This is a genomic window from Streptomyces sp. RKAG290 (assembly GCF_023701695.1).
Classification (GTDB): Bacteria; Actinomycetota; Actinomycetes; order Streptomycetales; family Streptomycetaceae; genus Streptomyces.
In genome coordinates, this window is the sequence record NZ_JAJOZC010000001.1 from 5,604,585 (window position 1) to 5,619,099 (window position 14,515).

Below are 14,515 nucleotides of genomic sequence, written 5' to 3' on the forward strand. Positions count from 1 at the left end.
CGGCCGCCACCGACAGCTCAGCCGTCAGGCCAGCGGGACCGGGTGCCTGCCAGCTGTCTCTCCTCCCGCCGCTGCGCTCTGCGGCGCAGGAACCGGCGGATCCGGGAGGCGAGGAAGACCAGTATCACCAGGCCGAGCAGCAGCAGGGTCCCGGCGATGACGGCCGCGATCCACGGATGGAATATGGCGAAGGTGATGACTCCGGCGACGCCCAGGTCCTCGGCCGTGCTCACCGCGATGTTGCTGAACGGTTCGGGGGAGGTGTTGACCGCCATCCTGGTGCCCGCCTTCACCAGATGGCTCATCAGCGCGGTGGAACCACCGACGGCCCCGGCCGCGAGCTCCGGCAGCGAACCGCTCTCGCCCGCCAGCAGCGCCGCCACCACGGCACCGGCGAGCGGCCTGATGACGGTGTGCGCCGAGTCCCAGACCGAGTCCACGTACGGGATCTTGTCGGCCACGACTTCGCACAGGAAGAGCACACCGGCCACGACGAGCACATCGGTGCGCTGCAGCGAGGCGGGCACCTCGTCGGTGACACCGGTCGCGCCGAAGATGCCGAGCAGAAGGACCACCGCGTAGGCGTTGATCCCGCTCGCCCAGCCGCTTGTGAACACCAGGGGGAGTACGGACACGGACGTGATCGTAACCAGGTGGCGTACTGCTGCGGGAGGGCTCCGGTGCGCAGTTCTGAGTACGCGTACCCAGGGGGTGAGATGAGTAGGCGCGCGGATGGGCCGCGACCTGCGAAGACGGCAGAGTGGGGACCACGGAAGGGGCGCTGCGCCGGTACCGCCGGCACGGGGCGGCGGAGCAGGCGCGGCTCCCCCTTCCGAACGGGGGTGCGCGACGGAGGACCCGGGGACCACGGGGGAACGAGGGTCACGGGGGAAGGTTCTCCGGCAGCACGCAAGACGCCGGTCCGGCGGGGCTCGGGGGGATCGAGCCCCGCCGGACCGGCGTCCTCGTGCGTGCGTAACCTCGCGCGGCGCCGGTTCAGCGCCCGCTGACCCGCCCGTGCAGCAGCAGGGACAGTGCCGAGTGCACGTCGTCGATGGACCGCTCCGGCTGGAACGCCTGCCAGTCCAGCGCCGCCACCAGCACCATGCCGACCAGCGCGGCCGCCGTCAGCGGGATGTCGATCTCCTCGCTGAGCTCGCCGCCGGCGACCCCTTCCCTGAGCACCCCCTCGACGACGGCGACGGCCTCCTGGCGCACCACCAGCAGGGTCCCCTGCCAGGCACGGTTGGTGCGCCACAGCTCGGCCACGTAGAGCTGGGTGAAGGCAGGGTAGCGGTCGATGAACGCCAGACCGGCCCGGATCATGGCGTCCAGTGCCTCGACCCGGCTGCCGCCCCGCTCGTCGGTCTCCTCGGCCGCGGAGCGCAGCGAGGAGGTGAGCAGCCCGACGCCGTGGCGCAGCAGCTCCTCGAAGAGTTCGGTCTTGCTCTTGAAGTTGTAGTAGACCGTGCCCTTGGCGACCCCGGCGCGCTCGGCGATCTCGTCGACCGTGGTGGCCGAGAAGCCCTTCTCGGCGATGAGGGTCACGGCCGCCTCGTAGAGCTTCTGCCGGGTGACCTGGCGGCGCGTGGTGCTACTGCTTTCCATGCTCCTGATTCTCACAGGTCCAGGAGCGCTCACAGGCTCAGCTCCGGGTGCAGCCGGTCCAGTGTCCACATCTGCTTGCGGCGCGCGGAGACGGCGGTCAGCGCGAGCGCCCCCGCGGTGAAGGCCAGCAGTACCGCGCAGCCCTGCCAGACCGGGCCGAGTCCGCCGCCCGTGATCAGCCGGCGCAGCCCCTCGACGACGTAACTCATCGGCAGGTAGGGATGGATCGCGTTGAAGAAGCCCGGGCTGGTCTGCACGGGATACGTCCCCCGGCCGAGGTCAGCTGGAGCATCAGCGCCGCGAGTACGAGGATGCGTCCCGCCGCCCCGAACCGCGCGTTCAACCACTGCACGATCGCCGCGAAACAGCACGTCACCAGTGCCAGGAAGCCGATCGTCCCGGTGGCGCGGACCATCTGCAGGCCGAGCCCCCAGTGCAGTACGGACATCAGCGCGGCCACCTGCAGCACACCGATCGCGGCCACCGGCAGCCAGCCGGCGAGGGCGATCCGCCAGGCCGGGGCCCCGGCGGCGAGCGCGCGCCGGTTGAGCGGCTGGATCAGCATGTACGCCACCATCGCGCCGACCCAGAGGGAGAGCGGGATGAAGTAGGGGGCGAAGCCGGTGCCGTAGTTGGGCGCCTCGTGGAGTGAACGCGAGGCCAGGTGCACGGGGTCGGACATGACTCCGGTGCGGGAGTCGCGGTCCTTCTTGCCGTAGTCGGGGATCTTGCCGACGCCGTCGTTGAGACCCTGGGCGAGGGTGGCCGAGCCGTCGCCGAGGCGGATCATTCCGCTGTTCAGACTCGTCGCCCCCTTCTTCAGCTTGCCGACCCCGGTGTTCAGGTCGGCCGAGCCGGACTTGGCCGTGGCCAGGCCGGTGTGGAGCTGGTCGGCGCCCTTGGCGACCTTGTGGGCGCCGGTGTTGAGCTTGTTGATCTTCGCGACGGCGGTGTCGAGGTCCTCGTCCAGATGCGGCGCGCGCTCGGCGAGGGCGTCGGCCTGTTTCTGCAGGGTCGTCAACTGGCCGCGCAGGTTCTTGAGGTCCCCGTTCTGGTTCTTCACCAGCACGTTCACGTCGTCCGCGACCGCGGCGACGTCGGCCGCCGCCGTCACGGCCCGCTTCAGCGGCGGGCAGACGGTGGGGTCGGGGAGCGGCTGCTCCTCGCACCGGGCGCGGTGGACGGCGGCGAGATCGTCGGAGGCCTTGTGCGCGGCGGTGGCGGCGGCGGGCGCCGCCTTGACCAGCACGTCGAGGTTGTCCCGTACGGTCTGCGAGGAATCGGCGACCAGCCGGGCCGTGTCGCCGATCGACTTGCCGTTGTCCTTGAGGAACGGGCGGACGTCACCGGCCACCCCGTTGACCTTGTCGGCGAGCAGCTGGGTGCCGCCGGCGACCTGGCGCGAGCCGGTCTCCAGGTCACCGGCGCCCTTGTCCAGCTTCACGATGCCGCCGGCCAGCCGGCCACTGCCGGCCTTGGCGTCCTTCAGCCCGTCCGCGAGGTCCTTGGAGCCCTTCTTCGCCTTGCCGATCCCGCCCTTGAGATCGTCGGCCCCCTTGGCCGCCTTCTCCGTCGCGTCATGCAGATCGGAGAAGTTGATGAAGATCCGGTCGAGGAATCCGCGGGAGGCGTTCGTCGACGCCGCGGTGCGGACCTCGGAGAAGACCGTCCGGGAGATCTGGCCGACGATGTAGTTGTTCGCGTCGTTGGTGCGGACCTGGAGCGCGCCGGTCTCGGGGGAGTCGCCCGCGCTGGAGGCGATGCGCTTGCTGAAGTCGGAAGGCATCGTCAGCGAGAGGTAGTACGTGCCGTCCTCGACGCCCTGGCGTGCCTCCGTGGCACTCACCTGGTGCCAGTCGAAGACCTTGGAGTCGAGCAGTTTGCCGGTGATCTCGTCCCCGGCGGTGATCCGCTTGCCCTCGGCCGCGGCGCCCTTGTCGTCGTTGACCAGGGCGACCGGGATGCGGTCCAGGCGGCCGTAGGGATCCCAGAACGACCACAGGTACAGCGCGCCGTAGAGCAGGGGCAGCAGCAGGAGCGCGGCCAGCGCGGCGCGTGGCAGCTTCCCCCTGCCGAAGCGCCTGAGTTCAAGAGCGGCCAGTCTCGGCGAACGCATCGGCCGTCCCTTCGTCGTCCATGAGGTCCGCCGGCTCCGCGGCGTCGGTGAGGCCGGCGTGCTCCGCCGGGGTGGTGCCCGTGCGCACGACGACGGCGTCCGCCGGGGCCTGGCTGCACACGGCCAGCACGGTCGTGCCGTCGGCGGTGAGGGAGCGGAGCAGCTCCCAGGCCTCGGTGCGCTCGGCGTCGGAGAGCTTGAGGTCGGCGTCGTCCACCGCGAGCAGCCGTGGCCGGCCGATCAGCGCGAGAGCGAGCGAGAGCCGCAGCGCCTCCAGCCGTTCCAGGTCCCGCACGGAGGTCCGCTCGGCCTTGGGCAGGGTGGCCGGGTCGAGACCGGCGGCCGCCAGCGCCGTGTCGATCCGCGCCCGGGCGGTGGCGACGCGCTCGTGGCGCGGGCGCAGCAGGGCGCGCAGCGAGCCGTCGAAGCGGCGCTGCAGCAGAGCGCGTTCGCGAAGGTGCTCGGCGACCGTGAAGGCCGGGTCGAGCTCGCTCACCCCCGGCACCGGGCCGAGTGCGGCGATGCGGCGTACGGCCGCGGCCCGGCGCGGCAGGCGCAGGCCCCCCGTCTCGGCATGGCCCTCGGTGGAGCGCATCCGGCCGGTGAGGGCGAGCAGCAGGCAGGTGCGGCCGGAGCCGGACGGGCCCTCGACCGCGATCAGGGAGCCGGGCCCGGCGCTGAAAGTCACACCGCGGAAGGCCCAGCCGCGTGGCCCCTTGAGCCCGAGGTCCTCGGCGGTGACCGCCGCCCCGTGCGGGCTGTCCACAGACCCTCTCCATTCTTTGAACTGACCAGTCAGTGCAAAAATGTAGCCCGAACTTGCGATCGAAGCAAAAGGCCAGGTCGGGAGGGAATCGAGGCCAATTGTCAGTGGCGGCCGTCACGATGGGTACACGACGGCCACGAAGCCGTTACGAGACAGGAGGTTCTGCCATGGCCCACTCGTCCGCAGCAGCCGCTCCACGACGCCGCGCAGACGGCCCTGCCCCCTCACTGACCGGTCCGGCAAGCGACGTACACCCCGTCCTCCGGCGCGCCACGGCGCCGCCCGCCGCTCTCGATCTCCTCGCCCAGGCCCACGCCGGTCTCGAAGAGGCAGCTGTTCTCGACGTGCCCAACGAGCGGTATGCCACCGCTCACCTCGCCGCGCTGCGCGCCGCCGCCGCGGTGCTCGCCGTCCGCGGCCGTCCCGAGCCCTCCCGGGGGCGCCGGGAGCGGATCCGCAGCGCCTGGGAGGTCCTCCCGGAGATCGCCCCGGAGCTGACCGAGTGGAGCGCGCTCTTCGCCTCGGGTGCCGGCCGGCGGGCCCGGGCGGAGGCGGGCATACCCGGTGCGGCGGGCCGGCGTGACGCGGACGACCTGCTCCGCGACGTGTCGATGTTCCTGCGCCTGGTGGAGCGGCTGCTGTCCCTCCACCCGGTGCTCCCGCAGCCCCGCACGGAGCGGCCGCAGGAGTGAGGGCGGCGCGGGCGGCGCGAGGCAATAGGGTGGACGGGACCTATCACCTGCGCTGTTCACGCTCCGCCGTCAGCGGCGGCACCGTGCCGAGGAGTCAACTGCCGTGTCGGACCAGCTGCGCCCCCGCGCCTCCCTCCGTACCGCCGTGGTCTGGGAGGTCCTCAAGGACGCCCTCGACCGTCAGGTCAAGGCGACGGGCAGGGACGCCCTGGACGTACTGGACACCGGTGGCGGTACGGGCAACTTCGCCGTGCCGGTCGCCCGCCTCGGCCACCGGGTCACCGTCGTCGACCCCAGCCCCAACGCGCTGTTCGCACTGGAGCGCCGGGCCGCCGAGGCCGGGGTCGCCGACCGCGTCCGCGGAGTCCAGGGCGACATCCTCGGCCTGTTCGACGTGGTCGAGCGCGGCGGCTACGACGCGGCGCTCTGCCACGGGGTCCTGGAATACGTGGACGACCCCGCCCAGGGCGTACGCCACGCGGTCGACGCGCTCCGCCCGGCCGGAGCCCTCAGCCTGCTCGCCGCCGGGCTGGGCGGCGCGGTCCTGGCCCGGGCGCTCGCCGGTCACTTCACCGAGGCCAGGCAGGCGCTCAGCGACCCGGCGGGCCGCTGGGGCGACGGCGACCCGATGCCCAGGCGCTACACCGCGGAGCAGCTCACCGAGCTGGTCTCGGCGGCCGGTGTCGAGGTCGGCGCGGTGCACGGCGTCCGCGTCTTCGCGGATCTTGTACCGGGCGTCCTGGTGGACACCGAGCCGGGTGCGATGGAAGCCCTTCTCAAGCTGGAGACGGCGGCCGCCGAACTGCCGGCCTTCCACTCGGTGGCGACCCAGCTGCACGTTCTGGGCACCAAGCCCGCCTGAGGCACCGGGCACCGACCGGCCGGATCACGACGGTAGCGCGGCTGATCAGCAACGCAGCCGCAGACGGAGTACGGCCCAGCAGCCCCGATCAGGGCCTCGGCCCCGTATGATCGGGGGACACCATCCGGCATGACGGACCGGAGGTTGGGGAATCAACGCCTCAGCAGCTGAGCCGTCGTGGCGGCCCGGACTGGTTGATTGGCAATGAGGGCGGGTTTCACGGGGACGATTCCCTGCCTATCCTGGAAGGGCCGCATACCGGCCGCCCCCCGCGGCCGACGACGAGGAGGACTCCGTGCCGCTCTCGGAGCACGAGCAGCGAATGCTCGAGCAAATGGAGCGAGCGCTGTACGCCGAAGATCCCAAGTTCGCGACAGCGCTCGAGGGAAGCGGGCTGCGTACGTACACCCGGCGACGGGTCTACCAGGCAGTTGCTGGCTTCTTGGTGGGTATCGCGCTCCTCATGGCCGGAATGGTCGCCAAGCAGATCTGGATCAGCGTGGTGGGTTTCCTCGTCATGCTGGGCTGTGCGGTGCTCGCGGTCACGGCTTGGCGCAAAGCGCCCAAGCCGGGTGAGCAACAGGCAGCCGGGGCCGGAGGCGGGGCGAGCGTCGACAGCCCAAACAGCGCCGGACCGTGATGAACCGGATCGAGCAGCGGTGGCAGCGCCGCCGCGATGAGCACGGCCAGTAAGCGCTTCGAACACTTATGGGTGAGGGGCGGTCGCATTTCTGCGACCGCCCCTCACCCGTGTGCCCGCACCGGGAGCGGGCCGCGTGGAGCCGCGTGGAGCGGGCCCGCGGGGTGCCCTCGGGCGCCGGAAGGGCGGGGCGGCTCCCTTCACGGGCCGACAAGGCTGAGAAGGGTGCCCCCGGCCCCGAGGGCCGGGAAGGGTGCCCCGGCTCGGAAGAGCCTGACGCGGGACGCCGGCGGCGGCCGCCGGGCAGCCCAGGGCCGGGCGGCCCCTCCGCGGGACCCCTCCGCCGGACCCCTCCGCCGGGCGGCCCCTGGCAGGGCAGCCCGGCGGGCGGGCTTCGGTCAGCTCTCCTGGCGGGTCGGGCGGTGCAGCCAGGCGGGGCGTCGGGGCATGCTCCACCGGGCGGCCAGCGCGGCTCGCCGCTCCGAGACCGCCCACACCACTCGTACGGCCGATCGCGGTGCCACGACTGCGCGGATCCGGGCGAACCGCCGGGCTGCGGCCCGCAGCCCGGCCCGTACCGCCTGCACATCCTCCGACAGGCCGGCGGCCGGCCGCGGCTCCGGCGCATAGAGCACCTGCTCCACGGCGCCCGCCACCCGGTGCACCGCCGCAGCGCCGTCGGTGCCGAGGTGCCCCAGCCGCACGATGCGCGCCGCGGCCTTGCGCGGCGTCCGGGACTCGTCCGGCTCGATGCCGTGGTCCCATGCCGTGTCGGTGATCTCCCGCCAGGCCGCCAGCGTCCTCGCGGTGGCGTCGCCCGGGGTACGGCCTGCGGAGAAGCTCAGCCGCCGCGCCCGCACCCGGACGCGCCAGAGCAGTGGCAGCAACGGCAGCAGCAGCACGAGCACGACCACCAGCACCACTCCCAGCACGGTGCTCGTCGGCGTCCCCGAATCCGTCGGCCCCACGGCTCCCGGCGCCACCGTGCTGCCGCACTCGCCCTGCCTGCGCTGCTGCGCCGGGCAGCTGTCCGAGGCGGACGGTGCGACCGGCGTCGCGGCCGAGGCGCCCGTCCGGGGGCGGCCGGATCGGCCGTGTCGCCGGAAGGAGCGTCCGGCAGCGTGTACGACGGCGCGCTGCCACGCGACGGCGTCGGCTCGAAGCGGGTCCAGCCGACACCCTCGAAATACAGTTCCGGCCACGCGTGCGCATCGCGCAGCCCGACCGAGGACGAACCGTCCGACTGCACGGTTCCGGGGGTGAAGCCCACGGCGACCCGGGCCGGAATCCCGAGCGTCCGGGCCATCGCGGCCATCGTGAAGGAGAAGTGGACGCAGAAGCCTCGCTTGTCCTTCAGGAAGCGGCCGATCGCCGCGCTGCCGGTGCCCGAGTTCACCGAGGTGTCGTAGGCGAACCCGCCCTCCGAGGCGAAGTAGTTCTGCAGCTTCACCGCCTGCTCGTAGGCGTTTCCGGCGCCCTTCGTCACCTTGTCGGCCGTCTCCTTGACCACCTTCGGCAGTGAGCCGGGCACCTGGGTGTACTCGCGCTGGAGGGTGGCCGGGGCCGGGCCCGCGTCGGCGAGCTGGTCCGCCGTCGGCTGCACCTGGAGGCTGGAGACCTCGTACCGCGCGCCGCCGGTCGTCTCCCCGTCGTCACCGACGAGGGTGCGTCCCTGTGGTTCGTACCGCCAGCGTCCGCCGACCCTGACCTCGGTCGCCGGGTAGGGGAGCGGCAGATAGGTCTGCTGATACGAAGAGGAGGCGGAGATGTTCGACGTGATCTCTGTGACGGCGACGTCCGGGTCCAGGCCGTCCGGGCTCGGGAGCCGCTTCGGCACGTCCTTCAGCCGCCGGGTCGACGCCCGCCACTCGTTTCCGTTGAACTGGTCCAGCGCCAGGATTCGCAGGTAGAAGTCCTGCGGACTGGCCGAGTTGGTGCGGTACGACATCACCTGCCGGTTGTCCGGCTGGTTGAGGTTGTTCTGCAGCGAGACCAGCGGGTTCACCGCGGAGATGGTGCCGCCACCGCCGCCCTTGCCGTTGCCACCCCCCGTACCGGCCAGCAGACCGCTGTCGAGGGCGGGCAGCGCCGCGGGCACGACCAGCGCGATTCCCAGGGCCAGCGCGCCGATGCGCCGTCCCGTCCGCACCGGGGCGAGTGCCCCGCCGCCCGAGAAGTCGACACCGGCGGCCGGACCGCCCCTGGACCTGGACGCCCCGGCGAAGACCCGCCCCCACTGGGAGAGGCGGTCGCGCCCCTCGGCCAGCAGAAGTATCAGATAGCCGCAGGCGGCCAGGAGGAACCACAGCCAGTCCGCGCCGCCGTCCGACAGCCCGGCAGCGACGGAGTACAGGGCCAGCAGGGGAAGCCCGGCCGGCGCGGCACTGCGGAACGTCACCGCCAGCACGTCCACCGCCAGCCCGACCAGCAGCACACCGCCCACCAGCATCAGCCGGATACCGGCCGTGGCGGGCGCCGGGATGGCGTACCGCCCGACATCGTCGGCACCCGTCGTCAGCAGGTCCGCCAAGTGCTGCACGGCCTGCGGTCCGGGCAGGAAACCCGCCGGCGCCTGCTCCCTGGCGAACGCCACCGTCAGCAGCACCAGCATGACCAGCACCTGCGCGGCGACGGTCAGCAGCCGTGGCAGCGGCACCCGGCGGCCGAGCGCACCCACGCCGCACTGGATGGCCAGCAGGAACGCGGCCTGCAGAAGCCAGGTGACCGGGTCCACCAGCGGCAGCATCGAACACGCCGCCATCAGCGTCGCCGCAAAGGCGCACAGCGCCAGCCGACCACGACCGCTCATGAACGTCCCTCAAGACCAACCACCGGAGAAACCTGTCGTGCCGCCCGATGCCCCGCCCGCGGTGGCGGACTGCGTCAGCGGTCCCAGCCGGCTCGCCTGCTGCCACAACCGGGCGAGATCCGTCCCGGGCGGCACCGCCACCGCCGTCCACCCCGACTCGCGCAGCAGCCGCAGCCCCTGCTCGGACACCGCCTCGGTGGCGGACGACTCGCCGTGCGCCCAGGCGGCGCTGTCCAGCACGAACGCGACGGCACCACCGCTGCGCTGCCGCATCCGGGCAGCCACCGCGGCCTGCTCCTCGTCCAGATCGCCGAAGAAGGCGACCAGCAGGCCCTCGTTGCCGCCGCGCAGCACGTCGTACGCACGTGAGAGACCGCCCCCGTCGGAGTGGTCGACCACGGCCAGGGTGTCCATCATCAGTCCGGCCGAGTCCGCGGAGTTCTGGGTGGTGCCGGCGAAGCCGCCCGACCCCTCGCCCGGCACCGAACTGCCCTCGTCCGTCAGCAGCCGGACCGCGAAGCCCCGTTCCAGCATGTGCACCAGCGCGGAGGCCGCCCCGGAGACCGCCCACTCGAACGCCGAGTCGGGCCCCGTCCCCTCGTAGGCGGTCCGCCGGGTGTCCAGCAGCACCGTGCACCTGGCCCGCTGAGGCTGCTCCTCCCGGCGCACCATCAGCTCGCCGTAGCGCGCGGTGGAACGCCAGTGGACGCGGCGCAGATCGTCGCCGTGCCGGTAGCCGCGCGGGATCACGTCGTCCTCACCGGCCAGCGCCAGCGAGCGTTGCCGTCCCTCGCCGTATCCGGTGGCCTCGCCCGCCAGCCGCACCGGCGGCAGCGGCTCGGTCCGGGGGATGACCACGAGGGTGTCGTACGCGCTGAAGGAGCGCGTCAGCTCGCACATCCCGAACGGATCGCTCAGCCGCAGCTGCAAGGGCCCCAGCGGGTAGCGCCCCCGCAGATCCGACCGGACCCGGTAGGACACCTCGCGGCGGCCGCCCGCCTCCACCCGGTCCAGGACGAACCTGGGCCGTGGCCCGAGTACGTAGGGCACCCGGTCCTGCAGCATCAGCAGACCCGTGGGCAGCCGCGAGATGTTGTCCATCCGCAGGTGGACCCGCGCCTCGCTGCCCGCGGGCACCCGGGACGGCGACAGCCGCCTGGTGCCCGCGACCCGGTAGCGGGTCCGGAAGAGCACTGTCGCGCAGACCAGGGGCAGCACGGCCAGCAGCAGCCCCACGCGCAACAGATCCCCCTGGCCCAGTACATACGCGCAGACCGCGGCCGCGACCCCGGCCGCGAGGAAGGAGCGCCCGCGCGTCGTCAGTCCGCCCAGCGCGGCCCGCAGGCCGCCCTTGTCGTCGCTGTCGTCCATCGCGACGGCCCCCCCGGCGGCCATCAGAGCCGCCGTGCGCCGGGCTGCTGCCGACCGTCGTACCCGGCGCCCGGCTGATGCTGCGGCATCGGGGCGGCCGCACCGCCCGCCGCGGTCGGCACCGGTGTCTGCTGGAGGATCTCCAGCACGACCTGCTCGGCGGTACGGCGGTTCAGCTGGGCCTGCGCGGTCGGCAGCAGCCGGTGCGCGAGCACGGCGACGGCCAGCGCCTGCACGTCGTCGGGCAGGCAGTAGTCCCGGCTGCTCAGTGCCGCGGAGGCCTTCGCCGCGCGCAGCAGATGGAGGGTGGCACGCGGTGAGGCGCCGAGCCTGAGATCGGGATGACTGCGGGTGGCCCCGACGAGCTGGACCGCGTACCGCCGGACGGCTTCGGCGACATGGACCGTGCGCACCGCCTCGATCAGCTTCACGATGTCGTGTGCGTGCGCCACAGGCTGCAGGTCGTCGAGCGGCGAGGCGCCGCCGTGCACGTCGAGCATCTGCAGCTCGGCCTCCGGGCTGGGATAGCCGATCGACACCCTGGCCATGAACCGGTCGCGCTGGGCCTCGGGCAGCGGATACGTGCCCTCCATCTCCACCGGGTTCTGGGTGGCCACGACCATGAAGGGGTCCGGCAGCTCGTAGCTGTGACCGTCGATCGTGACCTGGCGCTCCTCCATCGACTCCAGCAGCGCGGACTGGGTCTTGGGCGAGGCGCGGTTGATCTCGTCGCCGATCACGATCTGGGCGAAGATCGCGCCGGGTTTGAACTCGAACTCGCGGCGCTGCTGATCGAAGATGGACACCCCGGTGATGTCCGAGGGCAGCAGGTCGGGTGTGAACTGGATGCGCCGCACCGAGCAGTCGATGGACCGCGCCAGCGCCTTGGCCAGCATGGTCTTGCCGACGCCGGGGACATCCTCGATCAGCAGATGTCCCTCGGCGAGCAGCACGGTCAGCGAGAGCCGTACGACCTCAGGCTTGCCCTCGATCACACCCTCCACCGACCTGCGCACCCGCTCCGCTGTCGTGGTCAGATCTGTGAGGCTCGCTCGATCGTCATAGGTCGTCACCCGGCCCTCCTCGGCCCTGCCCCACGCTCACCAGGAGCACGGGATTCCCCAGTCACGGGCCGATGCGCTTGTGCGGCCCGGCCCACCCCGAATACACGGACACCTCGGCGGACGAGGTCCGACGGGGTGTCACACCCGCATTCTTGTTGCCGTTACCGCTTCGTGTCACTCGCCTGTGGATAACTGGGGGCGATATGCCGGGTTGGGTGTGATTTTTGGTGCTCGGTGGAGTGCCCTCGGGGTCAGGAGACCGGAAGGATCTCGCGCAGCCGGCCGCTGGTCACGTCGAAGACGAAACCGCGCACGTCGTCGGTGTGCAGCAGGAACGGTGACGTGCGGACACGCTGCATCGACTGCCGCACGTCCTGGTCCGCGTCGCTGTAGGCCTCCACGGCCCAGACGGGACGCTGGCCGACCTCCGCCTCGAGCTCCTGCCGGAACTCCTCGGTGATCGATTCCATGCCGCAGTTCGTGTGGTGGATGAGTATCACGCTGCGGGTGCCGAGGGCCCGCTGGCTGATGGTCAGCGAGCGGATCACGTCGTCGGTGACCACGCCGCCCGCGTTGCGGATGGTGTGGCAGTCACCCAGCGCCAGGCCGAGCGCCTTGTGCAGGTCGAGCCGGGCGTCCATGCAGGCGACCACGGCGACGCGCAGCACCGGCTTGGCGTCCATGCCGGGGTCGCTGAACTCGGAGGCGTACTGACCGTTCGCCTCGACCAGGCGGTCGATGACCGTGTCACCGGTAGCGGCCTGGCCGGTGGCAGGGGCGGAGGGCTCGGCAGAGGAGTGCGCGGAAGTCGACATGAAGACGACGTTAGCCCGCGTCGGCCGCCCCGGCGTGGTGTCGAAGGGGACAAAAAACGTCAACGGAGCTTGTTGTGAGGTAACCCACAAGCCTCACACTCGGTCACCCGGCCGGGTGAACAAAGGGAGGGCCGACGCGCTGCCGGGTTGATTGATCGGGAATCGATCGAATGGCAGGGTGGACTAAAGTGACGGGAAGTTACCGACACCCTGCACATTCCGAAGTTTCCCCGTGTGCGCGGCGAACGTACGGCCCGGCCCTCTCCCGCTCGCCGGTCGGCCGACGCCACTTCCCCGGCGCCGGCGGACCTCCCCTTCTCGAGCGGGCGGGGACCAGGCCGTACGTGCAGCCACCCGGGACCTGAGCCTGAGAGGGCGCATGAGCCAGACCCGACACGTCCCGGTGATGCTCCAGCGGTGCCTGGACCTGTTGGCCCCGGCTCTCGAGGCACCGGGCCCACAGCCCCCGGTGGTCGTCGACTGCACCCTGGGCCTCGGCGGACACAGCGAAGCACTGCTCTCCGCCTTCCCCACCGCCCGGCTGATCGCACTGGACCGGGACAAGGAGGCGTTGCGCCTCTCGGGTGAGCGCCTAGCCCCCTACGGCGACCGCGCCACCCTGGTGCACGCCGTCTACGACGAACTCCCCGAGGTGCTCGCCCGGCTCGGCGTCCCCAAGGTCCAGGGAATCCTGTTCGACCTCGGCGTCTCCTCCATGCAGCTGGACGAGGCCGACCGCGGCTTCGCGTACGCCCAGGACGCCCCGCTCGACATGCGCATGGACCAGACGACCGGCATCGGCGCGGCCGAGGTGCTCAACACCTACCCGCCGGGCGAACTGGTCCGCATCCTGCGGGCGTACGGCGAGGAGAAGCAGGCCAAGCGGATCGTCTCCGCCGTGGTGCGCGAGCGCGAGAAGGAACCCTTCAGCAACAGCGCCAGACTCGTCGAACTCATCCGTGACTCGCTGCCGCAGGCCGCCAAGCGCACCGGCGGCAACCCCGCCAAGCGCACCTTCCAGGCGCTGCGCATCGAGGTCAACGGCGAGCTCACCGTGCTGGAGCGGTCGATCCCGGCCGCCGTGCGGAGCCTCGCCGTCGGCGGGCGCATCGCCGTTCTCTCGTACCACTCGCTGGAGGACCGGCTGGTCAAGCAGGTGCTCGCGGCAGGGGCCGCCAACACCGCCCCGCCCGGGCTGCCGGTCGTGCCCGAGCGGTACCAGCCCCGGCTGAAGCTGCTGACCCGGGGCGCGGAACTGCCCACCGAGGAGGAGGTCGCCGAGAACCGGCGCGCCGCCCCCGCCCGGCTGCGCGGGGCCCAGCGGATCCGCGCGGAGGAGCGATGAGCTCCCGGCGCCCGGGCGCCCGCACCGCGGCCAGGGACGAGGCGGCGCGGTGAGCAAACCGGCCGGACAGCTGAAGGGGCGCGCCGCACGGCTGACCCGGCTGATGCCGTCCGGGCCGAGCAATGCCGCCCGGACCCCGTTCGTCCTGCTGGTCGTCCTGCTCCTCGGCGGGGGCCTGATCACCCTGCTGCTGCTGAACTCCGCGCTCAACGAAGGATCGTTCCGGCTGAGCGAGCTGAAGAAGCGCACCACCGACCTCACCGACGAGCAGCAGGCGCTCCAGCGCGACGTCGACAGCTCCGCCGAGCCCGACGCCCTGGCGCGGCGCGCCCGGGAACTGGGCATGGTCCCCGGCGGCAGCCCCGCGTTCCTCGACCTCGACGGCACCGTCCGCGGCGTGCCCTCCGCCGCCACCGCGGCGCCGACC

The 14,515-nt window shown here is 72.2% G+C and carries 9 protein-coding genes and 3 pseudogenes; 4 read left to right on the forward strand and 8 right to left on the reverse strand.

Translation table 11 applies throughout. The features are described 5' to 3' along the window. Positions 1 to 17: 17 nt before the first annotated feature. The 4 genes and pseudogenes from LNW71_RS24705 to LNW71_RS24720 all read right to left on the reverse strand — a co-directional run bounded on the left by LNW71_RS24705 (position 18) and on the right by LNW71_RS24720 (position 4,490). On the reverse strand, positions 18 to 635 hold the full coding sequence (locus tag LNW71_RS24705) for a DUF4126 domain-containing protein (protein ID WP_250970241.1): 618 nt from the start codon (positions 633 to 635) through the stop codon (positions 18 to 20). A gap of 361 nt (positions 636 to 996) precedes the next feature. Further along, a complete protein-coding gene (locus tag LNW71_RS24710; protein ID WP_250970242.1) occupies positions 997 to 1,608 on the reverse strand; it encodes a TetR/AcrR family transcriptional regulator in 612 nt (203 codons plus the stop codon). 29 nt (positions 1,609 to 1,637) lie between these two features. Beyond that, positions 1,638 to 3,724 (reverse strand): annotated as a pseudogene (locus LNW71_RS24715) (YhgE/Pip family protein). Further along, entirely contained in the window at positions 3,696 to 4,490 is a 795-nt protein-coding gene (locus tag LNW71_RS24720) for an ATP-binding cassette domain-containing protein (protein WP_250970243.1), read from the reverse strand. The pseudogene LNW71_RS24715 and the gene LNW71_RS24720 overlap by 29 nt, the downstream one beginning before the upstream one ends. Positions 4,491 to 4,657: 167 nt before the next feature. Between LNW71_RS24720 and LNW71_RS24725 the strand changes: the two genes are divergently transcribed. The 3 genes and pseudogenes from LNW71_RS24725 to LNW71_RS24735 all read left to right on the forward strand — a co-directional run bounded on the left by LNW71_RS24725 (position 4,658) and on the right by LNW71_RS24735 (position 6,737). Next, positions 4,658 to 5,182 (forward strand): SAV_6107 family HEPN domain-containing protein, encoded by a 525-nt coding sequence (locus LNW71_RS24725; RefSeq protein ID WP_250970244.1) that lies wholly within the window; start codon positions 4,658 to 4,660, stop codon positions 5,180 to 5,182. Positions 5,183 to 5,285: 103 nt separating this feature from the next. Then, complete coding sequence (locus LNW71_RS24730) at positions 5,286 to 6,044, forward strand: methyltransferase (protein WP_250970245.1); 759 nt, start codon at positions 5,286 to 5,288, stop codon at positions 6,042 to 6,044. Between the two features lie 295 nt (positions 6,045 to 6,339). Beyond that, positions 6,340 to 6,737, forward strand: a pseudogene (locus LNW71_RS24735) (DUF3040 domain-containing protein). 345 nt (positions 6,738 to 7,082) lie between these two features. Here the strand turns inward: LNW71_RS24735 and LNW71_RS24740 are convergent. From LNW71_RS24740 to LNW71_RS24755, 4 genes and pseudogenes are all read right to left on the reverse strand, one after another. After that, positions 7,083 to 9,493 (reverse strand): annotated as a pseudogene (locus LNW71_RS24740) (DUF3488 and DUF4129 domain-containing transglutaminase family protein). A 9-nt stretch (positions 9,494 to 9,502) separates the two neighbouring features. After that, complete coding sequence (locus LNW71_RS24745) at positions 9,503 to 10,888, reverse strand: DUF58 domain-containing protein (protein WP_250970246.1); 1,386 nt, start codon at positions 10,886 to 10,888, stop codon at positions 9,503 to 9,505. Beyond that, positions 10,888 to 11,937, reverse strand: a complete 1,050-nt coding sequence (locus LNW71_RS24750) for a MoxR family ATPase (RefSeq protein WP_250970247.1) — start codon at positions 11,935 to 11,937, stop codon at positions 10,888 to 10,890. Before LNW71_RS24750 ends, LNW71_RS24745 begins: the two co-directional genes overlap by 1 nt. A gap of 242 nt (positions 11,938 to 12,179) precedes the next feature. Next, positions 12,180 to 12,743: a carbonic anhydrase gene (locus LNW71_RS24755; protein WP_250970248.1), complete on the reverse strand. Its 564-nt coding sequence runs from the start codon at positions 12,741 to 12,743 to the stop codon at positions 12,180 to 12,182. 379 nt (positions 12,744 to 13,122) lie between these two features. Here LNW71_RS24755 and rsmH point away from each other — a divergent pair, with 379 nt between their 5' ends. Next, complete coding sequence (gene rsmH / locus LNW71_RS24760; protein ID WP_250970249.1) at positions 13,123 to 14,088, forward strand: 16S rRNA (cytosine(1402)-N(4))-methyltransferase RsmH; 966 nt, start codon at positions 13,123 to 13,125, stop codon at positions 14,086 to 14,088. Positions 14,089 to 14,515: the final 427 nt, after the last annotated feature.

Excerpts from the sequence above, each read along its gene's own strand:
- LNW71_RS24710 (WP_250970242.1), bottom strand. The coding sequence starts at position 1,608 with ATGGAAAGCAGTAGCACCACGCGCCGCCAGGTCACCCGGCAGAAGCTC.
- LNW71_RS24725 (WP_250970244.1), top strand. The coding sequence starts at position 4,658 with ATGGCCCACTCGTCCGCAGCAGCCGCTCCACGACGCCGCGCAGACGGC.
- LNW71_RS24745 (WP_250970246.1), bottom strand. The coding sequence starts at position 10,888 with ATGGCCGCCGGGGGGGCCGTCGCGATGGACGACAGCGACGACAAGGGC.
- LNW71_RS24755 (WP_250970248.1), bottom strand. The coding sequence starts at position 12,743 with ATGTCGACTTCCGCGCACTCCTCTGCCGAGCCCTCCGCCCCTGCCACC.
- rsmH (WP_250970249.1), top strand. The coding sequence starts at position 13,123 with ATGAGCCAGACCCGACACGTCCCGGTGATGCTCCAGCGGTGCCTGGAC.